Origin of the sequence: Marinimicrobium sp. C6131 (assembly GCF_026153455.1) — a bacterium.
Classification (GTDB): Bacteria; Pseudomonadota; Gammaproteobacteria; order Pseudomonadales; family Cellvibrionaceae; genus Marinimicrobium.
In genome coordinates, this window is the sequence record NZ_CP110629.1 from 1,924,496 (window position 1) to 1,951,166 (window position 26,671).

Sequence of the window (26,671 nt, forward strand, 5' to 3'; positions counted from 1 at the left end):
CAAAGGAGGGCGGCGCTGACGGGGACTGCCGTTCCATCAAGCGAGGGGCAACCGGGCCTCCCTGCCCGGTTCAACATCCAATACCAGCGCGCCTTACAGGCGGCTGTAACGATATAGCTCGGTCACACCGTCGGTCATGGTGCTGCAATAGAAGTGGTCTCCTTCGGCGGCAATCACACCGCACTCGAAGTCCTCCGCCGTTTCCATGGTTTTCCAGTCGCTGTCGCAAGCGTCGCGCTGACGCTCAACGTGGGTGGACTGGGACAGGAGGCGACCGGTCATACTCCAGGTGAATTCACTCTGGTACTCATCGCAGGCGCCATCGGCCGACTCGGACGCGAAGCCCCCGGTCTGATCCTCGCCCAGGGTTTCCTGACCGAGCGGCTCCCAGGAGCAGCTGCTGTCATCCAGAAGTGCCAGTTCATATTTTCCGGCGATATCACCCGGAGTGACAGGATCGGCGACTTCCATTTCGATGGACAGGTCACCACGCCAGCCGCGCTGACCCAACGCTTCCTGATACCCCATGGAAATCGGCGTCTGGGTAAGGTTCAGCAGACCGACAAAGGTCTCAGCACAACCGGGGTTGCCCATGGTCTGCATCACCGGTTCAACGGTGTTGAACATTTTCATGGGCTCGCGCAGATTCAACGCCAGTGCCGACAGCCCGTTGGTTTCCAGCGTTTCGCCGGCCAGGTTGTTAGCGGCTGCTTCAGCGGCACTGCCACGATAGACCACCAGATGCTTGCCTTTGATCGCCGCAAAGTTACCGCCCAGGCCCATCGGGTCGGGAATTTCCACCGCGGTGCCGTCTGAGGGAATATTCAGGCCCATCATACCCGGCACAAACGAGCTGGCCATGGAGGCCAGGGCCGCCGGATTCTCAGAGCTGATGGACACCAGAACGGAGCCGTCGAGTCCGACTGGCGTTGCATCGCTGGGCTCGAGATTGAACAGCGCAATACCGGCACCACGCACCGAGTCAACCATGGCGGTACCCATGGCTAGCATGGCCGGGTTATAGCTCTGGACCTGCTGCTGCATCGCCTGCAGTTGTTCGCACTGGAACTCGGCCTGGGTGAACTGGGTCCAGAATTCGCTCAACACCGGCACGAGTTGACTGACATTCAGCCCCAGCGCGTAAGCCGCCAGCTTGTCATCCACGGTGCGGGCATAGCCCGGCACATGGCCCTGCAGCTTCTGCAACGACGTGACCACGCTTTCGTTGTTGATGTGCCAGAGGAAACTCAGATCCTGCCCCAGCTCGTTGCCGTTGACGGAGTAGCCGTCCGAGCCCATGGTGATGCGCGGCATATGGCTCGCCAGCGCGACATAATCGTTACGACAGGCATCGCTCATGTCCTGGGCGAAATCCTGTTCAAACTCCGGGAACCAGGTGCGCAGCTCACGGCCAGTGCCATTCTGCGCGGGCGAGAACAGGGCGGTCACAATTTGCTGGAAGTCCACATAGCCCATGAACTGGTCCGCGTCGGCATAGTCCTTACGCAGTTGCTTGAGGCGCTCGGTACCGGCCAGCGGCTCCGCCTGGGGCTGGCGGGCAAAGCGCAGCATCCGCGCCTCCGGCGTATCCTTGCTGTTCAGCAGAGACAGCGTCAGGCTGCGTTCATCCAGCGCCAGACCCAGCTTGATCTCCGGCTTTTCTTCATTCAGAGACCAGGCGTACAGGGTGGCACTTCCGAGGGTGCTCTGCTCGGCGGTCACGCCGGTTTCCTGCTCGGCTTCAGCCAGTACGGCCATCAGGGGCTCGGCACTGGTCAGCGAGAAGCGCACTACCGGTGCCACACCGCTGAAATAAAAGCCGTAGGGACCGGTGGGGTTGGCACCGTAACGATCCACCAGACCTTGCTGACCCTCGGTGGCCGCCGTCTGAATGTAGTCATCAATCAACCAGCGTACCAGTTGTGCACCGGAACCCTCTTCGCTGGCATCCAGCAGGTCAATCAGCGGCTGGATATCGTTGGGGTTCATGTTCTGAAGGGTTTTGTTGGACAGCTCGGTATAGTCTGCCTTGGTTTGCCCCACCACCACCACGGGACTGTCCGCCGGGATAAAGGTGAGCAACTCATCCAGCCCATTGCTCGAAGTCCGGGAGGTCGTGAAAACGCCGGCGGCAAACGCCACGGCCACTCCCACCAACACCACTACGACGAGCGAAATTTTGGTTATTTTCTGCATAAGAGAAGATTCCTTGTTTTTCCGTATTTAACATCCTGATAAGGCGTAGGATCCGCGCGTGAGAACGCTGGCATATTCTGCCAGAAGCTCGGCCGCCGGGCCATGACCAAGTTCACGTCGCCTGAATAAACCTTTCGGCGGCGCATAGGCAGACAGGCCACCGAGCGGTGGCCTGTCTGCAATCCAGTGGTAAAAACGGACTTAGCGCGCGGGAGGCGTCACCCGGAAGTAGTCGACATCGGCATAAGCACCCTCACTCCCTTCCACAAACAGACCGATCTTACCGCCCACCCAGCGGCCCCGCCGGGTTTGGAAGCGCTCACCCAAGGGCTGGTAGCCATCGCCATCCAGACTGTATTCGAAATCGACCGTCTGATCATCGTGAAAGTGCAGCCGCAGGTAAATGCGCCCCTCGCCGGTGTAGGCGGTGTCGCCCTGAGTCTGTTCGTCACACCCGGTCCGGGCATCGACACAGGTTTTCTGCACCAGCCTGATCTGCCCATTGCGCTGCTCCAGCCCGATCCATCCATAGTCCTCACCAAACATGACCAGGCCGGCCCGATCACCGTTATGGCGGGTATTCACTTCGAGCACCGTGGTCATGGTGAATGCCGGCGCGGGCACTTTCTGCATGACCAGCGCCGGATTCAGCCAGAGGTTGTCCTCGCCATTGGGGGAGTCAAACTCATGGGCGAACAGGCGCAGGTGCCCCGCCCGCTCGGCCAGGGAAAACCAGTCGTCATGGTAATTGGCGTTCCACTGCCATTGCACACCCAATTGGTCACCGGAGAATTCGTCGGTGGTGACCGGTACCTTGACCGGAAATCCACTCACCGGTTTGCGGTGCCGCAACACCGGCTCCCCAACACCATCGGCATTCACATTCCGGCCCATCTCCGGCCAGTCATTACGCCAGCGCATCGGCTGCAAGTGCACGATCCGCCCGTAGGTCTCTTTGGACTGAAAATGCATGAACCAGTCATCGCCTTCCGGAGTCTGCACCCAGGCGCCCTGATGCGGGCCATTGACCTCGGTGTCGCCCTGAGCCAGGACAATGCGGTCCTCGTAAGGCCCGTCAATATCCCGGGCACGAAATACGGACTGCCAACCCGGCTCCACACCACCGGCCGGTGCAAAGATGTAGTAATAGCCGTTACGCTTGTAAAACTTGGGCCCCTCAAGGGTTCGGTAACCGGGCAACTGAAAACCGTCAATCACGGTTTCGCCCTCGTCGTAGACTTTCGAAGCGTCGGGGGCCATGCGCCGAAGGGTCAGAATGTTATTGAGCCCGGCGCGGCTCTTCGCCCAGCCGTGCAACAGATAGGCTTGTCCGTCGTCGTCCCACAGCGGCGTCGGGTCAATCAGGCCGGCTCCTTTACCCGGCACCACCAGATGCGGCTCGCTCCAGGGGCCGGCAAAGTCCTCGGCGTGAACCTGATAGATGCCGAAATCCGGGTCGCCCCAGAAAATCCAGAACTTGCCATCGTGGTAACGCAGACAGGGGGCCCAGATGCCGTTGCCGTGCTGCGGCACATCGAATACCTCACCCGGGACTTGGCGGTCGATCGCGTGCCCCACCAACTCCCAGTTCACCATGTCTTTGGAGGTCAGCAATGGAAGCCCGGGGGCACTATTGAAGCTGGAGGAGGTCATGTAATAAGTGCCGTCTACCTGCACCACGTCCGGGTCCGAGTAGTCGGCGTAAATGACCGGGTTCTTGTAGGTGCCGTCTCCCAGGTCGGATACCCAGGGCGCGGTCACCGTGGATGAGTCTGACGACGGTGTGGACTGACAGCCAAGCAAAAGCAGGCTCGCCGCGCCGAACGCGGCCAGAAGTGTGCGTTGTCTCATGGTTGATTTCTCTCATTGCATTATGCTTTATTGACCGGCGGAATCATGGCATGGCGTATTTGCACAGGTCAATTCTATGTGCGGTGCCACGTCCACCCCGGAGCGACCCACACGGGGCCATTTTTTATCCCATTGGAGTAGGTATGTATTGGGGTTCTTTGTTGTTGACCGGTGCGATTGCGCTCAGTGCCAGCGTACCGTCTCAGGCCACGAGCCAGGAGGGCTTTGCCCAGTGTGTCGAACGGTTCTCGCAAGAGGCGAAAGCCCAGGGGCTGAATTCGCCGGTCGTGCGCGATAGCCTGGCCAACCTGAAGTGGGTCGAGCGGGTCATCGAGCTGGACCGCCGCCAGCCGGAATTCACCACTCCCTTCTCCGATTATCTGAGTCGCCGGGTCACGGACCAGCGAGTGGCGGATGGTCGCCGCCTGCTGCGTGAGCACCGGGACCTGCTTGCCCGGGTGGAGCGGGAATATGGCGTACCGGCCCCGTATCTGGTGGCCTTTTGGGGCCTGGAAACGAACTTCGGCCGTTATTTTGGCAAAATGTCCGTCCTCGACTCGCTGGCCACTCTGGCCTGCGACGAGCGCCGCAGTACCTATTTTACCCGGGAGTTGATGTCCGCCCTGCGTATCGTTGATGAGGGCGCGATCGCGCCCGAGCGTATGGAAGGCTCCTGGGCGGGCGCCATGGGGCATGTCCAGTTCATGCCCTCAGTGTTTATCCGCCATGCGGTGGACTATGACAATGACGGCAAACGGGACCTGTGGAACAGCCTGCCCGATGCCATGGCCTCGGCGGCCAACTTCCTCAGCAGCATGGGCTGGGACGATGAATACCGCTGGGGCCGGGAAGTGCGCCTGCCGGAGAATTTCCCCTACCTGGAAGCCGGGCTGAAACAGCGCCGTCCCCTGTCCGAGTGGCACGCCATGGGGGTCCGCCAGTCCAATGGCGACCCCCTGCCGTCCGCTGATATCGAGGCGGCCCTGCTGGTACCCTCCGGTCACCGCGGCCCAGCCTTCCTGGTGTACGATAACTTCAAGGTAATCATGGGCTGGAATCAGTCCGAGTATTACGCGCTGGCCGTGGGCCATATGGCGGACCGGATTGCCGGTGCGGGCAAGCTGAACAAGGCGCCTCCGGAAGACAGTCCCCGACTGAATCGGGATCAGGTGATGGCGATTCAGGAAAAGCTTAACGACGACGGACACGCAGCGGGCAAGGTGGACGGCATCTGGGGTCCCACTACCCGACAGGCCTTGAGCCGATTCCAGAGCGAGCGCAATCTGGTACCCGATGGTTTTCCTGACCCGGATACGCTAAAGGCACTGGGCGTCACTCGATAACCCCCTACCCGGGCGACCGGAGGCCACTGAACGCAGTGGTCTCCAGCGCGCCAACTTCTCGACACCCACCCCAAAAAATAGGCTCACACCCGCCTTCTCGTCAACCTTCCAGCGCTTTTAAGGTCATTTCGACCCTAAGAAAACGGATTGATAACTTTTTGCCTGTTTATTCTTTAAGTCGATAACAAAATGTTCTTTTTAGAACCTTTTGAAACAAAGATCCATGTGGGAGAATGCGCCCCGTGATCAGGAAGTTGCGAAGTCGGTCACAGACTTAGTCAGTCAAATATGGTGCCACGGTCATCTGATCCGTTGGACCGACGGTTTAAATATTCAGGTGTTGATTATGAAAAAGTTTCTGTTCGCCCTTTGCGCGTCCGCTCTGTTCAGTGTTTCTGCCCTGGCCTGTGAAGCGCCGGCCAACAAGCCCGAGATTCCGGATCCGACCACAGCGGCCACCGCACAAATGGTCAAGTCCAACAATGAAGTGAAGCAGTACGTCAAGGCTCAGGAAGAGTACCTGAGTTGCGCCAGCATGAGCGGCCGCGAAAAGCGTCAGGCTATTGAAGAACTGAAAGCCTACGCAGACGCCTTCAACCAGGCAGTACGTGAATTCAAACTGGCGTCCAACTAAGACGCACGTTTTTGCGGGATTCGGGCTCATGCCCTGACTGCGAGACCTGAGGCGACAGCCTCAATCCGCTTTTCTTTTCGGCCCCCGATTTCGGGGGCTTTTTTTGTGCGCCCGATTGGCCCACCCGATGGGTCGCCGTGCTCTTGACGTCAGAAGCGCATCAAGTCCGAGTTCTCACCAAAGAAATAAGTCCGGTCACCCTCTTTCAACCGATACTCCACGGTCAGCCCGGCATGACCACCGCCCTGGAAGTAGGTCAACTCAAACCGGTGTTCACCCTCGTCCAGCCTTGCCCGGCAGCTCTGCTTCCGGTACCCGCGGTCCCGGTTGAACCGACAGATTTCCCGCCCGTCCACCTTGGCGATAAACCCATCGTCGCTGCCGATCAGAAACCGGTACTCTCCCGGCACCAGAACCTCAAACGGATGATCGATATCCACAAAGAAATTATCGGCGTAACCGATCTGTCCGAGCTTGGGGTGGCGCAACTGGTTTTTACGGGACAGGTCCAGACGGTCCACCCAGAGGCGCCGCTGGAAGTCGATGTCCCGCTCCTGATCAATGCGCCGGATGGCCACTTTGTTCTTGGCGATGCTCAGCTCCACCACTTGGGGCACAAAGGGCGGGGTGATCCGCACAATGATTGCCAAGGCGACCAAAGCCAGCACCAGGGTCAGTACGGTATTTTTATTCCACCAGGTCCGCATGATCATCGCACCACGTTCATTTGCCAGAGATGAAACCAGTTGCGCGCCTCGAACTGGTCTTCATTGATGGGCAGTCCATAGGTAAACGGGCAGAAGTACGCAAACATCGCCACGACCAAAAGCACAAACAACCCGAGGTTCACCATCGTGTGCCGACGGTTGGCCAACACCTCATCACGGAAGATATAGGTGAACAACATCGCCAGGTTGAGCATCCCAAACACCAGTGGCACCAGGTAGTGGTACAGGTACATGACCCGCTCAATCTGCAAAATGGCAATCATGTAGCTTGCGTACAGGCTAGTGAATACCAGCACCCAATAGAACTGCCGCGTGTCCTTGACCGGGTTACCGTAGACAAACCGGCTGATGACCAGCCCCAGGGACAGCACCACCCCCACCGCGACGGAGAACCAGACAATCGGGTTGGCAACGATCTGGATGTAACGGACCTGCACTTCACCATCGACCGTGTTTTTATCCCACCGATAATTGATGCTTTTGTTCCCCAGTGGCCAGCCGATGGCGTAGCTGCCATTTTCTCCGGGTTTGCAGATATCCAGCCGGGCGACGCCGTCGGAGTACTCCAGCATGTAGCGCAGGTTGTCCTGAAAGCCGTGATAAAACGCACTGAGACTGTGGCTGCGCCCGGCCCGCACCTCCTCCAGGTAGGGCTCCGAGGCCTTGTAGGTGCGGTTGCCCACAATGTTTTCGCCCAGGGCAATATGCACGTACATGATACTGGCGAACACCGCCACCAGCGGCAGAACCGCCGAGGGTACCGTGGTCGCCAAACGCTGGAAAAGTGCCTTCCAACGAAATACCTTCAGGTTCTCCCACTGGTCCACGCCCCAGAGCATGACAAACAGCAGCAACAGGACGGCACCGTTCAGTTTGACCGATACGACCAGCCCGACCAGCACCCCCAGCATGGCGTATTGAGGCAGGCGGATGGGTTTGTCCCGGGTCAACACATGAACGAAGTAATAGAGTGCCGCGAGGATGAAAAACAGTTGTATGCCCTCGAGCATGGCGGCCCGGGAATGGACCACCAATGCATTGTCAAAAATCAGTAGGGTGCTGAAGCCGGCGGCGACCCAGACCCGCCGGGTGATACGCCAGACGATACCGTAGAAAAAGAGCACGGACAGGGCCATCAGAAACGTCGACGCGAACCGGAAACCGGTATAGCTCATGCCTTCCGGGACCGCAGAGCCCTGTACGTAGTCGGTGCGATTGAAACGGCTTTTGTCGAGGTCCTCATTGCCTCCGAAGAGTTTTTCCCCGGCGGCGATGAGCAGCTTGCCCAGAGGCGGATGCAGCTCCATGAACAGGGTGCCGTCCAGGTATTTCTGTCCGGAGGTCACATGGTAATTCTCGTCCCAGAACATGGCCTTGGGCGAACCATAGTTCACGCCATAAACCAGTAGCGAGACCAGCAGAATGAGAGCGGGCACCCAGAAGCGCCGGGTTCGAGCAATGGATTGCAACATGATCTTATTGTGTCGTTGTCAGGCCCAACCGTTGGGTCACGGCTTTCCGTAAAGAGCGGGCAGTCTAGGCCTCGCTCACCTCGGGGTCTGCGAACGTTATCACAATCTGCCGGGAAACAGGAGCCCCGCCGCTCACTCCGCCCGGCGCTTCTGTTCGGCCTCCCACTCGTCGCGGGGCACGAACTCCAGAGCCAGTGAGTTGATGCAGTAGCGTTTTCCGGTCGGTTCCGGGCCATCGGGAAACACATGCCCCAAGTGCTCGCCGCAGGCGGAGAGCACCTCCACCCGACGGCGTCCAAACCAGCTGTAGTCGTCTTCAAGCCGGATATTATCCTCCTCGAACACGGTCCAGAAGCTGGGCCACCCGGTACCGGAATCATACTTGTGACGGGAATCGAACACCGGTATCCGGCAGCCGGCCGTAACATAAACACCATCGCGTCGGTTATCCAACAGCTCGCCGGTATGGGCCCGCTCAGTTCCTTTTTCCCAGAGGATCTCATACTGCTCCTCGGTCAACAGCTGGCGCCAGGTGCGCCGGTCGATCTGTTCCAGGTTCTCGCCGGCTTCGATCCACGCGCGAGCCTGTTCTACCGAGGGCTGGGACGCCGCCGGAAGGGCCGCCAGTAACAGCAGCCCTAGTGCCAGAGGAAGCAGGCTGGCCAGAATTCGATGCTGAGTGATGTATCTCATGTCAGGGCTCCTCAGGGGGATTCGGGCTCTGCAGAGCCGCTCTCAGTCGTTAGACCGGCCCCACCCTCAAACATTCGATCAAATTTGATGGTCGGATCATCCCAGTCGCCGCGAATGGTATAGCTGATACTCGTGGCCTGATCCACTTGCTTCTCGAACAGCTTACTGACCAGAAACACCCCGGCTGCGGCGGGCAGGCCGGCCGCCACCGCCGTCAGGAACGTCAGATTGCCCGCCACGGGCAGCGTGGCAACCAACCGGGTATCGAGGGTTTCATCCACCAGATTGGCACGGCCTGCCAGCTGCAGCCGGCTGGAGGGGCTGCGCACCTGCACCGGTTCGGAAAACACCAGGGTCCCCCGGTCAAAAGTCATGCGACCCTCAATGCTGTCGTACGCCAGACCACTTTGGTACAGGTCCGAAAAATCGAGCCGCAGCCGGCGTGCCAGGGAATCAAAATTGAGCACCGCAAAGAGCCGCAGAATGCCGTCACTGCCTGTTGCCGGATTGCGCTTGAAACGCCCGGACGTCACATTGAACTGCACATCCCCCTCCAGAGTCTCGAGATCAAACTCCTGGGGGGCGCCGTCCCAACTGACGTCGAGTTGATAGTCGGCCGATTCACTTTCGAGAATATCGGACTGGCCCCAGCGCTGCATTACCTCGGACAGGTTACCCGCACGCAGACTGGCGGCGAGGTAAGTCCGGTCGGGCGCGTCGTCGGCCAGCGACCAGAGCAGCCGGCCACCGTCACCCTCATCCTGTCCGGTGACGGTCAGCCCGCGAACGCGTCCCTGCAACTGGTCGACAATCAAGCCCTGGTCGCCCGGCGCCAGCCGGAATTCCCATTGGCCATAGTCCTCGCCGTCGAGCATGAGCGATTCAATCGCGACCTGGGCCTCGGGCAGACGCCTCGGGTCAAATCGGTCGGTCGCTCCAGACGCCCCGACGGTCGACTCCAGTGCCGAACGGGGCAAATCAACCCGGGCCAGACGAAGCGCCAGCGGCTGTCCCGCTTCCCAATCCAGTTCACCAGACAACTCGGGGTTATCGAAGGTCAGGCGCCAGCCACGCTCGGTGGAGACGGCACCGACATTGAGATTTTCCAGCATCAAGGGGCCCAGAGGGTACCGGGCCAGCGCCAGGTCGACCCGCACGGGAAGTCCCTCAAGGGAATCTATGGCACCGGTCTGGTCATCATCTGCTATCAGATCCTGATAGCGACGCAGTACGTCCTTCCACCCCGCCAGATCCAGCGTCTCCAGGGCGCCGCTCAGGTGCAACCCCGGTGCGTCCGGCAGTTGTGCCGGCACCCCCAGGCCGACACTGACCCGCTGCACTTGTTGGCGCTCCAGGTCGATCTGCGCCTGGGCCTGTAAATGGTCATTGTAATGCAGCTCGGCGTGGGCACTCTGGCGCCCGAGAATCACACTGGCGGTGAGCTCGCGGCTCTGTTCGGCGGTTTTCCCGATCGGTGCCGGGACGTTCAGCGAAACGCCCCGCAAATCCGAGCTGAGAGTGAACGCCGCCAATTGTTGATCGCGATCGGGCCGGGGTTCGCGGTAGTGGCTGAGTTCAAGTTCGCCGTCAAAATCAAAGGTTCCATCCAGGAACTGCAGCGCGGGGCGTTGCGCCCACTCCGCCAGACCGGCACCGGACGCCCGGCCACTGAGATCGATGGCGGTCACTGACCGGTCATCCTCCTGTCGGCTGGCGATGGCGAGCGTCAGCGGTTCACCAAACAACTCCCCCGTCAGGCCCGAACTGCTCAACCCTCGCTCGTTGTCATACCGGAGCGGGCCCGCCAGATCCCGGACACTCAACTCTAGGTCGTTCATGGTCAGGCGGGGTACGGTCAGTTCCATCTCCACCTGCTGAGTAGCGCCGGACTGTCCCGCTTGCAGAGGAATCTTCAGATCCAGATCGGCATCGATGGTGCCCTGCACACTCCAGGCATCCATGTTGTCGCCGACAAACTGGCGCAGGTAACCCTCTCTCAGCAATTGCAACCCGTCGCTGGCCAGCGCATTCAACTCCCCGTCGATGCTCAGCAACAGGCCCTCCCCCGCCGGGTTCTCTGCCACCTGAATCCGCGCGGTATCCAGGGTACTGTTGTAGAGCCGGGCCTGCTCAACCCGGGCATCGACCCGGTTGTTGTCGAGCATGAGCCGACCGTTCAGGTCGCTGAGTGCCGGCCAGTCCGGGTGATAATTCAGATCCGCTCCAGCCATTTCCAGCGCCAGTTGGTAGCTGCGCACCCGGGGTTGGCCCGGACGATTCAAGGTGCCACGGAACAGAAAGTGCGCCGAACGGGCGGTGCCCGGGTTGTTTTCACCGAGGCTGCGGGTGAGCCAACCGGTCAGTGAGGCCGGGACCACCTTGGGCAGGTATTTGTTGTACACATTCGCATCCAAGTCCTCACCGCGAATATCCAGGTACAGGTCGATGTCGCCGGTATTGCGCTCCCACGGCAGCGACAGCCACATGCTGCCGGTGGCGGACTCCCCCGTTCCTCGCAGCGACAGCGGGCCGCTGTTGACGTAAATCTGGTTCTCTTCCGGTCTCAGATGCCAGGCAACCTGACCGCGTGCACTCTGGTACGCCATGGGGGCGTCGTAGGTTTTGGCGAAGAACATCTCAAAACCGTTGCGACTGTCCAGATCAATATGGCCGCCCCGCTGATTGGCCTCGACAAACCCGGTCACACCCTGCAGGCCCGGAACCCCCTGCCAGGGCTCCACCGCAACGTCTCCGAGTTCGGCCATCAGTTCCCATTCCCGCCAGCCACCCTGGGGCAGGGTGAGCTGCAGATGCCGCACATCGCCCTCGGGGTTGAGCGTCTGTACCACCTCCCGCAGACGTCCGTCACCCAGCAGACCGAGCTGGTCGGCCAGCGTGGTCCAGTAGCGCAGGTCAATATGATCGATCATCCAATGGATTGGCGCATCATTCCCGGCTGTGGATACAGAGACCTGAAGCGGCTCCAGCGCCCGGTCGCGCCACTCGGCAGACAGATCCTGCAGGGCAACCCGCCAACGACCGGAGCGACGCCACTCGCCGCTGATCAAGGCGCTGACCCGGTCGAGCGTCAACGCTTCCAACGGCAGCGCGACATCGTCCAAGCCCAGATCACCGACCCAGTCGTAGCCCCCACCATCCTCCTGACTGGAAAACCAGAGGCTCGCATTCATCCGCCCCTCCCGGTACCAATCCCGGTGCTCGCTTTCTCCCACCAGGATGCCGCCAATCGCCGTCAAGGGTTCCAGGGTGGGGAAATCGCGCAGGTTCAGATAACCTTCGGTGTGGAAGTTTTTCGGGTCCCGTGGGTCACCGCGTCCCTCGAGTATCGCCACCAGCGCGCGGTCACGCCCTTCCAGGTCCACCTGCAATGATAGCCGGTGGAAGTCATCATCGTGCTCAAGCAACAGATAGGGGGCCGCGAACGTTTGTTGATGGCCATTGGCGAAGGCCAGAGCAATGCGGGCTTCGAGCAGTTCTACTCGGGTGCCGACCTCAAACAGGGTGAGCAGATCATCCGGGGCAAGCGGTTCGTCGGCGGGTCGTCGCTCCTGATCGGAAACGAAATCCGGCAGCCCCCAGTAACCATCCGCTCCCTGAGACAGGGACAACTGTGGCCGGCGCAGAACAATCTTGTCCCAGGCCAGCCGCCTTTCCAGGGCACTGCTGACCAGGTTCAACCGGAGCAGGACCCGGTCCGCCTTGAGCAGGGGACGTCCCTCCGGATCGCTGACACTGAGATCGTACAGCGTCAGGCTCGGTTTGAGCTCCTGCCACTCGGCCGTGAGGCGCTCCACTGACACGGACAGGTCCAACTGCTCGGACAGATACTCCGTCAATTGCCGGTCATAGTTGGCCAGCAACGGAAACAGGCTCCGCCCGGATTGCACCACTACCGCGAGGGCAATGACCAGCACGGCGCAGACGATGTAGAATTTTTTCAGTAGGTAAGCTAACACCGAAACCATACCTGAGGGTTTCCTCAAACCGGCCGAGGGGATGGCTGGGGCGCCAGAATCTTCCTCTTTACCCGGGTCGATAATCAGACCAGCACAATGTCATACTGTTCCTGGGTAAACAGGCTCTCGACCTGAAATTCAATGGTGCGACCGATAAAAGCTTCCAGATCGGCGACGTAAGCCGCCTCCTCATCGAGCAGGCGGTCCACCACCAGTTGGGAAGCCAGCACCAGAAACTTGTCGTTATCGTAAGCGCGCGCCTCACGCAGAATTTCCCGGAAAATTTCATAGCACACCGTCTCGGCGGACTTCACCAGTCCACGCCCCGAGCACAGCGGGCAGGGCTCGCACAGCATCTGGCCGAGGGACTCCCGGGTACGCTTGCGGGTCATCTCCACCAATCCCAGCTCGGACACCCCGGTGATGCTGGTCTTGGCGTGGTCTTTTTCCAGCGCCTTTTCCAGGGTCCGCAATACCTGGCGCTCGTGCTCGGGGTCCTTCATATCGATGAAGTCGAGGATAATGATCCCCCCAAGGTTACGCAGCCGCAATTGTCGCACAATCGCGCTGGCGGCCTCCATATTGGTTTTGAAAATCGTTTCTTCCAGGTTGCGCCGCCCCACAAACGCACCGGTGTTCACATCCACGGTGGTCATGGCTTCGGTCTGCTCGATAATCAGATAGCCGTTGGATTTGAGGGGCACACGGGTGTCCAGCGCCCGGGCAATTTCATCCTCCACACCGTACAGATCGAGCAACGGCCGTTCGCCACTGTAGCATTCGATCAGATCCACCAGTTCGGGGTAGTAACTGGTGGCAAATTCCCGCATCTGGGTCCAACTCATGCGCGAGTCCACCCGGATTTTTTCGATCGGTGCCCGGGCGAGATCTCTCAGGGCGCGCAGGAACAACGGCATATCCGTATGAATGGCACTGGGCACTGCGGCATGGGTGCATTTGTCCTGAAAATCGAGCCAGAGCTTCTGCAGAAAATCGATGTCGTTACGCAACTCATCCGCCCCGACCCCCTCCGCCACGGTGCGAAGGATAAACCCCCCGGACACACCGGCCTCTTCGGCGAGCGATTCGACCTGCCCGCGCAACCGCTGGCGCTCGGCGTCATCGTCAATACGGGTCGACACGCCGATGTGAGCGCTGTTGGGCATGTACACCAGATAGCGGGAAGACAGGCTGAGGTTGGTCGTCAGGCGGGCGCCCTTGGTGCCGATGGGGTCTTTACTGACCTGCACCAGCAGCGTCTGGCCTTCCCGCACCAGGGTCCGGATGTCCGGAACCTCACCGCGGCGGCCCTCATCCTCATCCGCCTCGGCCATATCCGAGGCGTGGATGAAGGCAGTGCGGGCCAGACCGATTTCCACAAACGCGGCCTGCATGCCGGGCAGTACCCGAACCACTTTGCCTTTGTAGATGTTGCCGACGTAGCCCTTCCCGTGGCTGCGCTCGATGTGCAGCTCCTGAACCACCCCGTTTTCCACCAGGGCAACCCGGGTTTCCACGGGAGAGACATTGATCAGTAGTTCTTCACTCATGGACGCTCGCCTGTGGGTGCTTCGGCGGGATGACCCCACCAGGGCACCTGAAATTGATTGAGCAGCCCGGCAGTCTGGGCCAATGGCAGGCCCACAACCGCGCTGTAACTGCCTTCGATTCGATCCACAAATACGCCACCCAGCCCCTGAATGCCATACCCACCCGCCTTGTCGCGGGGTTCGCCGGAAGCCCAGTAAGCTTCCATCTCACGTTCATCCAGGGTCCGGAACCAGACGGTGGTAGTGACCCGACAGACCGCTTCCCGCTCCGCCGAACAGACGGCAACGGCGGTCATGACCTGGTGCTCGCGACCGGACATCAAGCGCCACATGGTCAGGGCATGGTCGCGCCCCCGCGGTTTTTCCAGCACTTTACCCAGACAGACACCAATGGTATCGGACCCCAGCACCGGCGCGGGAGGCAGTTCCAACTCACGAAGGCGGGCCTGCCCGGCCCGGGCCTTTTCCAGTGCCAATCGCTCGACGTACTGGGCCGGCGGCTCCTGCGCCCCGCGCTCCTCCGGCACGGACAGCGTCAGGGACTCAAAGCGCACCCCCAACTGACCGAGCAGCTCCCGACGTCGCGGGGATTGGGAGGCAAGATACAGATCCGTCATGTCACGTCTCTCCAGGGTCTGTTGACAGGGCCGAGGCGAAACCAGCGACTCACTGGATTCGATAACGGTGGCGAAGGCCCTCAAAGCCCACATGCACCAGAGGCCAGAGCACGGCGCTGACCAGTGCCGGGTAAAGAAATTGCAGGCCCGACACATGACCGCCGGACAGGCTGTGTACCCAGTTGCTGGTCATCTGAGCGATGCCCACCAGTACAAACACCCAGCAAGCCTGTTGCCACAGGGCGTAGTTCCCAAACCGCCGGTAAGATTGCAGGGCAATGTAGGTCACGATCACCAACCCCAGGGCGTGCTGCCCGAGCGGTGTCCCTTCCACCAGATCCTGAATCAGCCCAAGCAGGGCAACCTGGGTCAGACTGACATGGTCCGGCAGCGTAAACACCCAGTAGATCACCACCAACATGACAAACTCGGGCCGCCACCAGCGCCATTCCAGAGGCAGTGGATAAACGGCCAACGTCAGAGCCAATAACAGGGCCACTAATACCAGCCACCGGTTATGGCCGCGAGTCAGATCAATCATCGGCCTCGCCCCCGGCCCCTTCGATTGGAACCTCCGGGGCGAGTTGCTCGGCGGCGCCACGCTCGGACGCACCGCCGGCGAATACCAATAGTAGGTGTCGGCTGCGGTCAAGACGCGCCATGGGACGGGCGATGACCGTCGAAAACGATTGTCCGGGGTCCCGAACGACCTGTTCCACTTCCGCCACCGGATAGCCTACCGGGAAACGGTCTCCCAGCCCGGAGCTCACCAGCAGGTCGCCGACCCGAATGTCCGTGGTATTGGATACGTGGCGAAGACGCAAGCGGTTGATGTGTCCGGTTCCCTCCGCAATGGCCCGGACACCGTTGCGGTTGACCTGGACCGGCAGCGCATGGCTGGTGTCGGTGATTAACAACACCCGGCTGCTGTTCGGGTTGGCCTCCACGACCTGCCCCATCAGGCCGAAGGCATCCAGTACCGGCTGCCCGCTGTAAACACCGTCCTGAGCGCCTTTATTGATGACCACGGAGTGACTGAGGGGGTTGGGAGACACACCCACCAGCTCCGCCACCAACACGTTATCCTGAAGCATGTCACTGGAGCCGAGCAACCGGCGCAGGCGCACGTTTTCCGCGGCCAGAGCGGCCATCTGCTGCAGTTTGCGCTGAAGAATCAACAGCTCGGATTTCAGGGCTTCATTTTCTTCGCGTAACGCCTGACGGCTCGCAAAGGTAGTATCGCCCCAATCGCCAATGCGCTGCGGCAGGTTGGTGACCCAATAGAAAGGTGTCGCGACCGCACCAAGCTGAGCGCGCACGGGCGCCAGCCAATCGGTGTACAGACTGACAAGTATGAGACCAACGGCCACCACGCTGAAAAACAACGCGCGCGAGGCAACCGCCGGGCCTTTGGTAAACAGCGTTTTAATAACACCCTCTCCCGCTCAGTGTGGATCCCGTTAACTCTGGGCCCAGCAACCCGTCAGGAAGACAGCAGATCGATATTCCGTTTGTCCATCATTTCCATTGCCAGACCGCCGCCTCGTGCTACACAGGTGAGCGGGTCTTCCGCCACAATAAAGGGCAGACCGGTTTCGTTGGACAACAGGCGATCGATGTCACGCAACAGCGCACCACCGCCGGTCAGAACGACGCCACTCTCGGCGATATCGGCCGCCAGTTCCGGTGGGGATTGCTCCAGGGCGCTTTTCACCGCCTGGACAATACCCGCCAGTGGCTCCTGCAGGGCTTCCAGAATCTCGTCACTGTTCAGGGTAAAGCTGCGCGGCACCCCTTCGGCCAGGTTGCGCCCACGCACATCAATTTCGCGCACTTCACTGCCAGCGAATGCGCAGCCGACTTCCTGCTTGATTCGCTCGGCCGTCGCATCACCAATCACACTGCCATAATGGCGGCGAACGTAATTGACGATGGCTTCATCAAAGCGATCGCCGCCGATGCGCACTGAATCCGAGTAGACCACGCCATTGAGCGAGATCACGGCAATTTCCGTGGTGCCACCACCGATATCAACCACCATCGAACCGCTGGCTTCGGACACCTTCAGACCGGCACCAATCGCTGCGGCCATGGGCTCTTCGATCAGGCGCACTTCCCGGGCGCCCGCGCCCATGGCGGATTCGCGGATAGCCCGTTTTTCCACTTCGGTGGACAGACAGGGAACACTGATCAGGACCCGGGGACTGGGTTGAAACCAGCTCGCCTCGTGCACTTTCTTGATGAAGTGCTGGAGCATTTTTTCCGTTACCTGGAAGTCGGCGATCACGCCGTCTTTCAGGGGGCGGATTGCGGTAATGTTTCCGGGGGTGCGGCCCAGCATACGCTTCGCTTCAGTGCCGACCGCCTCGACAATCTTGTGTCCGTTATGATGGCGGATGGCGACCACAGAGGGCTCATTCAGGACGATACCCCGGCCACGCACGTAAATCAGTGTATTGGCGGTACCCAGGTCTATGGAAAGATCGTTGGAAAAGGCTCCACGCAGGTGTTTTAACATTGGTTCACGCAACCCTATATTGTTCTGTCTCGCAGGAGGTCGGAACCGACCTCCTGCCTAAAATTCTTTCAGATGGTCCGCCGCAGCAGCGGATCCGGCGCTATCGCCACGGGTCCGCTGCCGATCAGCTCCGGACGATGGTTAGACCGGCACCCCGCCTGCGAATTCACTCGCGGCTCAAGCAGTTTACACGAGGTTGAACAGCTTTACCCGACGCGGCTTGGCGGGCGCCCGGCCCCTGAGCGGGCCCGAAGCATCGGCGCAGATGCTGGCACTCTATCAACGGCAGGGATTTAGGGCAAGGCGCAAATGTGATAACTTTAGCGGCTTATTGCACAAACGCGAACTTTTGGACCTTTTTGGCCACCGGTTGAGCACTTTTTGACCCGGAGCCACACCAATCTGGAGCATCTTGATGGCCATCGCCTCTTCCGACATCGCCAAGCTGGCGCATTTGGCGCGCATCGCTGTTTCCGACGATGAAGTCGGTCAAGTCACCGAGCGCATCTCCGACGTCCTCAATCTGGTCGATCAGCTTCAGGCCGTCGACACCGATGGCGTCAAGCCCATGGCCCATCCGCTGGACGCCACCCAGCGCCTGCGCGCCGATCAGGTGACCGAACCCGATCAGCGGGACCGCTTCCAGGCCATTGCCCCCGCCACGGAAGATGGGCTCTACCTGGTACCCCGCGTCATCGAGTGACCGCCCTACCAGGCCCGACCTTTGAACGGCCCACCCTCTTTGAGCCCTATGCCATTGAAGCGGTTTGAGCCCCGACACTTATTTGAGGATGTAAATCGCAATGCACCAACACACCATTGCCCAACTGGTTCAGGGACTGCGCAACCGGGAGTTTTCCAGCCGCGAGCTGACCCGGCACTATCTGGAGCGCATCCAGCGCCTGGACCCGACCTACAACAGTTACATCACCGTTACTGAAGAGCGGGCTCTCGCTCAGGCAGCCACAGCCGACGAGCGGCTGGCCCTGGGGGACGCGCCAGCGCTGTGCGGCATACCCATCGCTCACAAGGACATCTTCTGCACCACCGGCGTGCGCACCAGTTGCGGCTCCAGGATGCTGGACAACTTCATCGCCCCCTACAATGCCACCATCGTCGACAACTACGAGGCGGCCGGTGCGGTCATGCTGGGCAAAACCAATATGGACGAGTTCGCCATGGGCTCCTCCAATGAAACCAGTTTCTACGGGCCGGTGAAAAACCCCTGGGACACCGGCTGCGTGCCGGGCGGTTCCTCCGGTGGTTCTGCCGCCTCGGTGGCCGCCCATCTGGCCCCCGGCGCCACCGCCTCCGACACCGGCGGCTCCATCCGCCAGCCGGCGGCCCTGTGCGGCCTCACCGGACTGAAGCCGACGTATGGACGGGTCAGCCGCTGGGGCATGATCGCCTTCGCCTCCAGCCTGGATCAGGCCGGCACCCTGACCCGCACCGCCGAAGACTCCGCCCTGCTGCTCAACGCCATGGCCAGCTTCGACCCCAAGGACTCCACCTGTGTGGACCAGCCCCTGGAGGACTACACCGCCGAGCTGGATAAGCCTCTCGACGGCCTGAAAATTGGCGTCCCCAAAGAATACTTCACCGACGGACTGGATCCGGACACCGCCAACGCCGTAGACGCAGCCATCAAAGTCTACGAAAGCCTGGGCGCCAGCATCAAAACCATCAGCCTACCCCACTCCGGCCTGGCCGTCGCCGCCTACTACGTCATCGCGCCGGCCGAGTGCTCGGCCAACCTGTCGCGCTTTGACGGTGTGCGCTACGGCTACCGCTGTGAAAATCCGAAAGACCTGAACGACCTGTACGAGCGCTCGCGCAGCGAAGCCTTCGGCGAAGAAGTCAAACGCCGCATACTCGTGGGCACCTACGCCCTGTCCGCCGGCTACTACGACGCCTACTACAACAAGGCCCAGCAGGTACGCCGTTTGATCAAACAGGACTTTGTCGACGCCTTCAGTGAAGTCGACGTCATCCTCGGCCCCACATCGCCGTCACCGGCGTTCGCCTTTGGCTCAAAAACCAAAGACCCGGTGTCCATGTACCTGGAAGACGTCTTCACCATCCCCACCAACCTGGCGGGCCTGCCCGGTCTGTCCATCCCCTGCGGCCAGGTGGATGGAAAGCCGGTGGGGCTGCAGTTGATCGGCAATTATTTCGCCGAGGGCAAATTGTTGAACGTCGCCCACCAGTTCCAGTTGGCGACGGATTTTCACCAGCAGAGTGCGCCGGGGATTGAGTAATTAAAGCCCCAAGACCAACCGAATTAAGGTTACTAAAGATGGAATGGGAAACAGTCATTGGTTTGGAAGTGCATGTGCAACTGTCCACCAACACCAAATTATTCTCCGGCGCCAGCACCGCCTTCGGCGCTGAGCCCAACACCCAGGCCTGCGCCATCGACCTGGCGCTGCCCGGCACCCTGCCCGTGGCCAACGAACAGGCGTTCAAGAACGCCGTCAAATTCGGCCTCGCGGTCAATGCTGAAATCGGCAAGCGCTCCGTATTCGAACGGAAAAACTACTTCTACCCCGACCTGCCCAAAGGCTACCAGACCACCCAGTTGGCCGAACCCATCGTCGGCCCGGGTTACGTCGACCTCCAGCTTGAAGGCGGCCGGACCAAACGTGTGCGCATTCACCACGCCCACCTCGAAGAAGACGCGGGCAAATCCCTGCACGAGGACTACCACGGCATGACCGGCATCGACCTCAACCGTGCCGGCACCCCGCTGATCGAAGTGGTCACGGAACCGGACATGCGCAGTGCCGAAGAAGCCGTCGCCTTTGCCAAACAGCTGCACAACATCGTCACCTCCCTGGAAATCTGCGACGGCGACATGTCCCAGGGCTCCATGCGCTTCGACGTCAACATCTCCGTGCGTCTCAAGGGCGAGGAAGGACTCGGCACCCGGACCGAAACCAAAAACCTCAACTCTTTCCGTTTCATGGAAGAAGCGATTGCCCTGGAAGTGGAGCGGCAGATCGAGGTGCTCGAAGACGGCGGCAAGATCGTACAGGAAACCCGCCTGTACAACGGCGACACCAAAACCGCCCGCTCCATGCGCACCAAGGAAGACTCCAACGATTACCGCTACTTCCCCTGCCCGGACCTGCTGCCGGTGATCATCGACGACGAATTCATCGAAGCCGTGCGCAAAGACATGCCCGAGCTGCCGGAAGCGCGGCGCGAGCGCTTTATCAAGGAGTACGATCTGCCCGAGTACGATGCGGGCCAACTGGCCGGTGACCGGGCCACGGCAGACTACTTCGAAGCCACGGTAAAAGCCTGCGGCGAAGCCAAGCTGGCGGGCAACTGGATCATGGCCGACCTGTCCGCCTACCTGAACAAAGAGGAAATCGGCATCGCCCAGTCCCCGGTCACCCCGGTGCAACTCGGCGGCCTGATTGAGCGCATCAAAGACGGCACCATTTCCAGCAAGATTGCCAAGAAAGTGTTTGAGGCCATGACCCGGGGTGAAGGCGACGCCGACACCATCATCGAGAAGCAGGGCCTGAAACAGGTATCCGACACCGGCGCCCTGGAAAAAATGGTGGACGAGGTGATTGCCAACAACCAGGCACAGGTGGACAACTACCGCAACGCCGACCCGGCCAAACGCCCCAAAATGCTCGGCTTCTTCGTCGGCCAGATCATGAAAGCCAGCAAAGGCCAGGCGAACCCACAGGCCGTCAATGAGATTCTGATCAAGAAGCTGGAAGGTTGAACCCTTTCAGCCAAATGGAGATACAAGCAGTCATGAGCGAATTGAAAAAAGACAAAAAGAAAGTCCTCGGTGAAGTGTTTGATGACGAGCGCATCAAAAGCTTTTTTCAGTACCCGGCACCGGAGGGTATGGACCGGGACTTCCACCTGCTGGAGAAGGCCTACCGCGGTATGCGCGAAGAAAACTTCGCCACTTTCGTGCGCTTTTTTGTCGAGCGCGGCCACAACCTGAACGCCCCCGGGCCGGACGGAAAAACCTTCCTGCAGACCATCAAGGACCACCGTCTGGCGGACGATTACATCGCCGCCCTGAAACAGGCCGGCGCCGAGTAACCGGCCTTGCCCTTCCTGCGTTTCACACCCAGCCTCTGGCTCACCCTGGGGCTGAGCGTGATGATGGTCCTGCTCGGCGCACTGCAAAGCGTGACCGAGCCCCTGCTTGAACTCAACCGCGACGCCGTCGCCCAGGGCGAACTCTGGCGGCTGCTTACCGGCCACTGGATCCACTACGGCCCCTACCACCTGGCGATGAACCTGGGCGCCTTCATGTTGTGCGGCTGGATTCTGTTTCAGGAGATTCCGCTGCGCCACTATGGCCTTCTGTTATTGACCTGTTTACTGGGTGTGGGCATCGGGATTCAGTGGTTCAACACCGACCTGGATTATTACGCGGGGCTGTCTGGTGCACTGCATGGATTGTTGGTGGCCGGGGTAATCTTGACCTTCAAACAGACGCCGTGGATGAGTGGTCTGGCCTTGGCGGTGGTGACTTATAAAATCGTGCAGGAGCAGTGGCCCGGGTATGACACATCACACGAGCTTTTGCCCGTCCCGGTAGCGGTGGATGCGCATTTGTATGGGGCGGTGATTGGGTTGGTTTGGGGAGTTGGGGTTTTCTTGTGGCGAACGTGGCGAAGCAGTCACGTTTAGTTACGGCGGGTGCGCCTCGCTTACCCGCCCTACGCGACCTTTGGTGCTACTTCCCGGAACGTGATGCGGAAACGGGGTTTACGGCGTGTCTCACAAGGGGTCACCTAGGCGGAGCACTACGCCACGAAGCGCCCCCGTCCTACGAACTACGCGGCCGGCCCCGACCGCCGCCGCTGCGATTGCCGCCTGGGCGACCACCACTGCCGCCCGATGAACGGCGCCGGGGCGCGGCGGGCTTCATGGGCGGGGTTTCAGCCAGCAACTCCTCTGGCGGCTGCTCGCACTTGATCGACTCGCCCAACAGCGCCTCAATCGGCGGCAACAACATGGCATCGTCCTCACAGGCAAAACTGACCGAGGTGCCGTGCTTGCCCGCCCGACCCGTACGCCCGATGCGATGCACGTAATCTTCCGGCTCCTCCGGCAGGGTGAAATTCACCACATGGCTGATCCCGCTGATATGGATGCCCCGGCCCGCCACGTCGGTGGCGACCAACACTTTCAGATCACCTTCCTTGAAGGCATTCAGGGTGCTGACCCGCTTGTTCTGGGGAATCTCGCCCGATAGCAGGCCCACCTTGATATCGTGCCGACGCAGCTTCTCATGCAGGTCGCGGCACTGATCCCGGCGGTTGGCGAACACGATCAGACTCTCCACATCGTCCTGCTGAATCAGGTTGTAGAGCATCGGATACTTTTCTTCGGTCGCGGCCAGGTAGACATGCTGCTCTACCGTGTCGGTTGCCACACTCTCGGGCTGAATTTCGATGGTGGTGGGCTCGTGGGTCCACTGCTCCACCAGACGCTCAACCTCTTCGGTGAACGTGGCCGAGAAAAACAGGGTCTGTCGGTCTTCCCGCTTGGGCGTCTGACGGACGATCTGGCGCACTTGTGGAATAAAGCCCATATCGAGCATCCGGTCCGCCTCGTCGATCACCAGAATTTCCAACTGGTCGAGGAACACGTCGCGCTGGCGGCAGAAGTCCAGCAGACGACCGGGGGTGGCCACCAGTATGTCGACCAGGCTGTCGTGCAGGCGGCGCTGCTGTTTGCCGTAATCCATGCCGCCGACCAGTGTGTGGATCTGCAGATCGGTGTATTTACACAGCAGCTTGGCGTCATCGGCGATCTGCATGACCAGCTCGCGGGTGGGCGCAATGACCAGCGCCCGCGCCTCGCCAGCGTAACGCTGCTCTTCGATGGGGTGCTTGAGCAGGTCATCAATCACGGCGGTGAGGAAGGCGGCGGTTTTACCGGTACCGGTCTGGGCCTTGCCCACCACGTCTTTGCCCTGCAGGGCCAGGGGCAGCGATTGCGCCTGAATCGGGGAGCAGTACTCAAAGCCGAGGTCGGCAATGGCGTGCATGAGGTCATTTTCGAGGCCAAAATCGTGAAAGCGCAGTTTGCCTTCGACTTCGGGCACCGGAAACTGTGAGATATCCCAGGGTTGGTTGGCCATAGGTTTATTGTTGCTCTTGTTTTGGCCGCCTCGGCGGCGATTGTTGTTCCGGCCTCGGCGGCGGTTGCCACCTTTCTTGCCGGAGCCTTGGTTTCCGGGCTCATTGTTGGCCTCGGGGTTGCCGGCCTTCTCCGGCTGACCCTGCTTTTCCTGCGAGTTTGCACGCCCGCCGGAGCCCTGGGCACGGCGCGGTTTGCGCCGACGGTTGCCGCCGGGCTTGCCATTGCGGGGCTTTTGCTCGGCGCCGCTGCGCGGGTTGTCGGTTTGATTTTTGGGGCTGCGCCCTTTGCGGGTCTCGGAGTTGTTGGCCGGTTTGGAGTCCCCGGCCAGCTTTTTGAAGAGTTTTCCAATCAAAACGATCACCTACTGTACAAACTTTGCGCGAAGTATACAGGAAACCGCCGCCCTCTCCCACCAGGGGTCTGGTGTCGATACTTCGAATCTAGCGCCGCGGCTGAAGGTACCCTTTTGAGACCGCAGTTCACATCACGCCCGGGCCGGAGAGGGGAAGCCCTCCCTCAGCCCTTTAGTCGAAGTGCGCCATCATTTGTCGGTGACGGCACCCTCCGAGGCGGAGCTGACGGTTTTGGCGTATTTGGCCAGGACGCCGCGGGTGTAACGTAGCGGTGGTTCCTGCCAGCGTTGGCGGCGACGGTCGAGTTCGGCGTCGTCCAGGGTGACCGAAATGGTGTTGGCTTCAGCGTCGATCACGATTTCGTCACCGTCCTCCACCAGCGCAATCGGGCCGCCCTCCTGAGCTTCGGGGGTCACGTGTCCCACCACAAAGCCGTGGCTGCCGCCCGAGAAGCGGCCGTCGGTGATCAGCGCCACCGAATTGCCCAGCCCCTTGCCCATGATCGCCGAGGTGGGGGTCAACATCTCGCGCATACCTGGGCCGCCCTTGGGCCCCTCGTAGCGGATGACCAGCACATCCCCGGCCACCACAGTGCCGTCCATGATCCGGTCCGTGGCTTCCTCTTCCGAGTGAAACACCCGGGCCCGGCCGGTGAAATGCGTGCCCTCCTTGCCCGTGATCTTGGCCACCGCGCCCGTGGGCGCCAGGTTACCGTAGAGAATACGCAGATGACTGTCCTTTTTCACCGGATTGTCGAGGGCGTGAATAATGTCCTGCTCCTCGGGGTAGGGTTTCACCCCGGCCAGGTTTTCCGCCAGGGTCAGACCGGTGACGGTCATGCAGTCGCCGTGCAGCAGACCGGCCTCCAGTAGGATCTTCATCAACGGCTGGATGCCGCCAATGGCGACCAGCTCGCTCATCATGTAGTGGCCGCTGGGGCGCAGGTCCGCCAGCACCGGGACGCGGGCACCAATGCGGGTGAAGTCTTCCAGGGTCAGGTCCACCTCAACGGTATGGGCCAGCCCCAGCAGGTGCAACACCGCGTTGGTGGAGCCACCCAGGGCGATGACCACGGTAATGGCGTTTTCGAACGCTTTCCGGGTCATGATGTCCCGGGGCTTGAGGTCTTTTTCCAGCAGGGTGAGCACGGCGGCGCCGGCGGCGCGGCAATCGGCCAGCTTGTCGTTGTCCTCGGCGTTCTGGGCGGAACTGCCGGGCAGGCTCATGCCCATCGCTTCGATGGCCGAGGCCATGGTATTGGCGGTGTACATGCCGCCACAGGAGCCGGCACCGGGGATGGCGGTCTCTTCGATCTGTTTCACCTCGATCAGGGTTTTATCGCCCTTGGCGTGCGCACCCACTGCCTCAAACACCGAGACGATGTCGGTGTGATTGGCGCCGGGTTTGATGGTGCCGCCGTAGACAAAGACGGAGGGGCGATTCAACCGCGCCAGCCCCATCAGACAGCCGGGCATATTCTTGTCGCACCCGCCAATGGCCACCAGGCCATCAAAGCCTTCGCAGCCCGCCACGGTTTCGATCGAGTCGGCAATGACCTCGCGGGAGACCAGGGAGTACTTCATCCCCTCGGTGCCGTTGGCGATACCGTCCGAGACGGTGATGGTGTTGAAGATCAGACTTTTCCCACCGGCGCCATCGGCCCCCTCAGCCGCTTCTCGGGCCAGGCCGTCGATGTGCATATTGCAGGGGGTGAGATTGCTCCAGGTCGAGGCGATACCGACCTGGGGCTTGCGGAAGTCCTCATCGGTAAACCCGGTGGCGCGCAGCATGGCGCGACTGGCGGCTTTGCCAACCCCGTCCACCACGGGGCTGGAGTATCGGCGGCGATGGTCCTGACTCATACGGGATGGCTCCTACTGATCAACGGTGATTCAAGCGTGTTTTCTCATCCTGAACAGCCGATATAGTGGGTGAGCTGGCCCTTTTTCGCAACCGTGGCGGGCTGAGCACTGACCACCCGACTCAGGGGCAGTCGGCGCTCACCCACTGTCCACTATGGGTAATGGTGACCTTTTCCGGGGTGCCTCCAAAGTCCACCAGTGCCGTTGACTGACCGGTGTAGGCCGAATCTCCGTCCAACACCATTTCGCCCTGAGCGTTGTCGTCCGGGCAGGTAAATTCAATGCGGGTCTGGTCACCACGGCTCACAACGTTGTGTTCGCAGTTGGTGTTCTCGCCCCACTCAAACTCACCCCGGGCAGCCTCTTCCTCGGTCAGGCAGTTGCGTACGGTCTGACTGCTGAAATCCATGGACAACCCCTGCTTTGCCATCATGTCTTCCATCATCTTTTTCTGGGCGGGAGGCATGGCTTCCATCTGCTGGCGCACCATCTCCAGTTGCTGCTCCAACTGACCGCTTTCACTTTTCATGGACATCTGGTGCTCCCAGAGACCGGGTTTGATATTGAGTGAGTCAGCTTGCACACCCAGACTGATGCCCAGGGCGCACAGGGAAGGAAGCAGAGTGCGGAAAAATCGTTGAAAGGTCATAACTGAAGTCCTTGTAGACGGTGATTGAAATCGAAGCCGGGTCGTTACCGCTGACCATCGACTTCGAGTCTGCCCCAGTCAGGGGCAGATTTCAAT

Annotated in this window: 21 protein-coding genes; 7 read left to right on the top strand and 14 right to left on the bottom strand. The window is 60.6% G+C overall.

The features are described 5' to 3' along the window. Positions 1 to 93: 93 nt before the first annotated feature. Both OOT55_RS08295 and OOT55_RS08300 read right to left on the bottom strand, forming a co-directional pair. A complete protein-coding gene (locus OOT55_RS08295) occupies positions 94 to 2,196 on the bottom strand; it encodes a hypothetical protein (RefSeq protein WP_265368623.1) in 2,103 nt (700 codons plus the stop codon). Positions 2,197 to 2,397: 201 nt separating this feature from the next. Beyond that, the gene (locus tag OOT55_RS08300) at positions 2,398 to 4,047 is read right to left on the bottom strand and encodes a glycoside hydrolase 43 family protein (protein WP_265368624.1); all 1,650 of its coding nucleotides are present in this window, start codon (positions 4,045 to 4,047) and stop codon (positions 2,398 to 2,400) included. Positions 4,048 to 4,190: 143 nt separating this feature from the next. On the opposite strand from OOT55_RS08300, the gene OOT55_RS08305 reads away from it, so the two are divergent. Together OOT55_RS08305 and OOT55_RS08310 are read left to right on the top strand one after the other, a co-directional pair. Beyond that, positions 4,191 to 5,390 (top strand): lytic murein transglycosylase, encoded by a 1,200-nt coding sequence (locus tag OOT55_RS08305; RefSeq protein ID WP_265368625.1) that lies wholly within the window; start codon positions 4,191 to 4,193, stop codon positions 5,388 to 5,390. Between the two features lie 346 nt (positions 5,391 to 5,736). Continuing rightward, a complete protein-coding gene (locus tag OOT55_RS08310) occupies positions 5,737 to 6,024 on the top strand; it encodes a hypothetical protein (protein WP_265368626.1) in 288 nt (95 codons plus the stop codon). Positions 6,025 to 6,173: 149 nt separating this feature from the next. Here the strand turns inward: OOT55_RS08310 and OOT55_RS08315 are convergent, their stop codons facing one another. The 9 genes from OOT55_RS08315 to OOT55_RS08355 all read right to left on the bottom strand — a co-directional run bounded on the left by OOT55_RS08315 (position 6,174) and on the right by OOT55_RS08355 (position 17,579). Further along, positions 6,174 to 6,731 (bottom strand): serine protease, encoded by a 558-nt coding sequence (locus OOT55_RS08315; protein ID WP_265368627.1) that lies wholly within the window; start codon positions 6,729 to 6,731, stop codon positions 6,174 to 6,176. A 2-nt stretch (positions 6,732 to 6,733) separates the two neighbouring features. Then, the gene (locus OOT55_RS08320) at positions 6,734 to 8,224 is read right to left on the bottom strand and encodes a phospholipid carrier-dependent glycosyltransferase (RefSeq protein ID WP_265368628.1); all 1,491 of its coding nucleotides are present in this window, start codon (positions 8,222 to 8,224) and stop codon (positions 6,734 to 6,736) included. Positions 8,225 to 8,356: 132 nt separating this feature from the next. After that, positions 8,357 to 8,917 carry a peptide-methionine (R)-S-oxide reductase MsrB gene (gene msrB / locus OOT55_RS08325; protein WP_265368629.1) on the bottom strand — a complete coding sequence of 187 codons (561 nt, stop codon included), beginning with the start codon at positions 8,915 to 8,917 and terminating at the stop codon, positions 8,357 to 8,359. A gap of 11 nt (positions 8,918 to 8,928) precedes the next feature. Next, positions 8,929 to 12,903 carry a YhdP family protein gene (locus tag OOT55_RS08330; protein ID WP_265368630.1) on the bottom strand — a complete coding sequence of 1,325 codons (3,975 nt, stop codon included), beginning with the start codon at positions 12,901 to 12,903 and terminating at the stop codon, positions 8,929 to 8,931. A 74-nt stretch (positions 12,904 to 12,977) separates the two neighbouring features. Then, positions 12,978 to 14,444, bottom strand: a complete 1,467-nt coding sequence (rng, locus tag OOT55_RS08335) for a ribonuclease G (protein ID WP_265368631.1) — start codon at positions 14,442 to 14,444, stop codon at positions 12,978 to 12,980. Then, the gene (locus tag OOT55_RS08340; RefSeq protein ID WP_265368632.1) at positions 14,441 to 15,061 is read right to left on the bottom strand and encodes a Maf family protein; all 621 of its coding nucleotides are present in this window, start codon (positions 15,059 to 15,061) and stop codon (positions 14,441 to 14,443) included. The genes rng and OOT55_RS08340 overlap by 4 nt, the downstream gene beginning before the upstream one ends. A 49-nt stretch (positions 15,062 to 15,110) precedes the next feature. Beyond that, positions 15,111 to 15,602, bottom strand: a complete 492-nt coding sequence (gene mreD, locus OOT55_RS08345; RefSeq protein WP_265368633.1) for a rod shape-determining protein MreD — start codon at positions 15,600 to 15,602, stop codon at positions 15,111 to 15,113. Beyond that, complete coding sequence (gene mreC / locus OOT55_RS08350) at positions 15,595 to 16,482, bottom strand: rod shape-determining protein MreC (protein WP_265368806.1); 888 nt, start codon at positions 16,480 to 16,482, stop codon at positions 15,595 to 15,597. The genes mreD and mreC overlap by 8 nt, the downstream gene beginning before the upstream one ends. Positions 16,483 to 16,544: 62 nt before the next feature. Further along, entirely contained in the window at positions 16,545 to 17,579 is a 1,035-nt protein-coding gene (locus OOT55_RS08355; RefSeq protein ID WP_265368634.1) for a rod shape-determining protein, read from the bottom strand. A 415-nt stretch (positions 17,580 to 17,994) separates the two neighbouring features. Here OOT55_RS08355 and gatC point away from each other — a divergent pair, with 415 nt between their 5' ends. The 5 genes from gatC to rrtA all read left to right on the top strand — a co-directional run bounded on the left by gatC (position 17,995) and on the right by rrtA (position 22,250). Further along, positions 17,995 to 18,282 (top strand): Asp-tRNA(Asn)/Glu-tRNA(Gln) amidotransferase subunit GatC, encoded by a 288-nt coding sequence (gene gatC / locus OOT55_RS08360; protein ID WP_265368635.1) that lies wholly within the window; start codon positions 17,995 to 17,997, stop codon positions 18,280 to 18,282. 100 nt (positions 18,283 to 18,382) lie between these two features. Further along, complete coding sequence (gene gatA, locus OOT55_RS08365) at positions 18,383 to 19,837, top strand: Asp-tRNA(Asn)/Glu-tRNA(Gln) amidotransferase subunit GatA (protein ID WP_265368636.1); 1,455 nt, start codon at positions 18,383 to 18,385, stop codon at positions 19,835 to 19,837. 38 nt (positions 19,838 to 19,875) lie between these two features. Continuing rightward, positions 19,876 to 21,321 carry an Asp-tRNA(Asn)/Glu-tRNA(Gln) amidotransferase subunit GatB gene (gatB, locus tag OOT55_RS08370; protein ID WP_265368637.1) on the top strand — a complete coding sequence of 482 codons (1,446 nt, stop codon included), beginning with the start codon at positions 19,876 to 19,878 and terminating at the stop codon, positions 21,319 to 21,321. A 32-nt stretch (positions 21,322 to 21,353) separates the two neighbouring features. After that, entirely contained in the window at positions 21,354 to 21,653 is a 300-nt protein-coding gene (locus tag OOT55_RS08375; RefSeq protein ID WP_265368638.1) for a PA4642 family protein, read from the top strand. Between the two features lie 6 nt (positions 21,654 to 21,659). Beyond that, on the top strand, positions 21,660 to 22,250 hold the full coding sequence (gene rrtA, locus OOT55_RS08380) for a rhombosortase (protein WP_265368639.1): 591 nt from the start codon (positions 21,660 to 21,662) through the stop codon (positions 22,248 to 22,250). Between the two features lie 139 nt (positions 22,251 to 22,389). Here the strand turns inward: rrtA and rhlB are convergent, their stop codons facing one another. From rhlB to OOT55_RS08395, 3 genes are all read right to left on the bottom strand, one after another. Beyond that, entirely contained in the window at positions 22,390 to 24,063 is a 1,674-nt protein-coding gene (rhlB, locus tag OOT55_RS08385; protein WP_416140984.1) for an ATP-dependent RNA helicase RhlB, read from the bottom strand. Positions 24,064 to 24,252: 189 nt separating this feature from the next. Further along, entirely contained in the window at positions 24,253 to 25,926 is a 1,674-nt protein-coding gene (ilvD, locus tag OOT55_RS08390; RefSeq protein ID WP_265368641.1) for a dihydroxy-acid dehydratase, read from the bottom strand. 121 nt (positions 25,927 to 26,047) lie between these two features. After that, positions 26,048 to 26,575: a DUF3617 domain-containing protein gene (locus OOT55_RS08395; protein ID WP_265368642.1), complete on the bottom strand. Its 528-nt coding sequence runs from the start codon at positions 26,573 to 26,575 to the stop codon at positions 26,048 to 26,050. Between the last annotated feature and the right edge of the window lie 96 nt (positions 26,576 to 26,671).

What these genes read in the sequence shown, in the direction of transcription:
- OOT55_RS08305 (WP_265368625.1), top strand. Translation starts at nt 4,191, where the DNA reads ATGTATTGGGGTTCTTTGTTGTTGACCGGTGCGATTGCGCTCAGTGCC.
- ilvD (WP_265368641.1), bottom strand. Translation starts at nt 25,926, where the DNA reads ATGAGTCAGGACCATCGCCGCCGATACTCCAGCCCCGTGGTGGACGGG.
- rng (WP_265368631.1), bottom strand. Translation starts at nt 14,444, where the DNA reads ATGAGTGAAGAACTACTGATCAATGTCTCTCCCGTGGAAACCCGGGTT.
- OOT55_RS08395 (WP_265368642.1), bottom strand. Translation starts at nt 26,575, where the DNA reads ATGACCTTTCAACGATTTTTCCGCACTCTGCTTCCTTCCCTGTGCGCC.
- gatB (WP_265368637.1), top strand. Translation starts at nt 19,876, where the DNA reads ATGGAATGGGAAACAGTCATTGGTTTGGAAGTGCATGTGCAACTGTCC.
- OOT55_RS08320 (WP_265368628.1), bottom strand. Translation starts at nt 8,224, where the DNA reads ATGTTGCAATCCATTGCTCGAACCCGGCGCTTCTGGGTGCCCGCTCTC.
- OOT55_RS08375 (WP_265368638.1), top strand. Translation starts at nt 21,354, where the DNA reads ATGAGCGAATTGAAAAAAGACAAAAAGAAAGTCCTCGGTGAAGTGTTT.
- OOT55_RS08330 (WP_265368630.1), bottom strand. Translation starts at nt 12,903, where the DNA reads ATGGTTTCGGTGTTAGCTTACCTACTGAAAAAATTCTACATCGTCTGC.
- OOT55_RS08295 (WP_265368623.1), bottom strand. Translation starts at nt 2,196, where the DNA reads ATGCAGAAAATAACCAAAATTTCGCTCGTCGTAGTGGTGTTGGTGGGA.
- msrB (WP_265368629.1), bottom strand. Translation starts at nt 8,917, where the DNA reads ATGAGATACATCACTCAGCATCGAATTCTGGCCAGCCTGCTTCCTCTG.
- gatA (WP_265368636.1), top strand. Translation starts at nt 18,383, where the DNA reads ATGCACCAACACACCATTGCCCAACTGGTTCAGGGACTGCGCAACCGG.
- gatC (WP_265368635.1), top strand. Translation starts at nt 17,995, where the DNA reads ATGGCCATCGCCTCTTCCGACATCGCCAAGCTGGCGCATTTGGCGCGC.
- OOT55_RS08300 (WP_265368624.1), bottom strand. Translation starts at nt 4,047, where the DNA reads ATGAGACAACGCACACTTCTGGCCGCGTTCGGCGCGGCGAGCCTGCTT.
- OOT55_RS08355 (WP_265368634.1), bottom strand. Translation starts at nt 17,579, where the DNA reads ATGTTAAAACACCTGCGTGGAGCCTTTTCCAACGATCTTTCCATAGAC.
- OOT55_RS08310 (WP_265368626.1), top strand. Translation starts at nt 5,737, where the DNA reads ATGAAAAAGTTTCTGTTCGCCCTTTGCGCGTCCGCTCTGTTCAGTGTT.
- mreD (WP_265368633.1), bottom strand. Translation starts at nt 15,602, where the DNA reads ATGATTGATCTGACTCGCGGCCATAACCGGTGGCTGGTATTAGTGGCC.
- OOT55_RS08315 (WP_265368627.1), bottom strand. Translation starts at nt 6,731, where the DNA reads ATGCGGACCTGGTGGAATAAAAATACCGTACTGACCCTGGTGCTGGCT.
- OOT55_RS08340 (WP_265368632.1), bottom strand. Translation starts at nt 15,061, where the DNA reads ATGACGGATCTGTATCTTGCCTCCCAATCCCCGCGACGTCGGGAGCTG.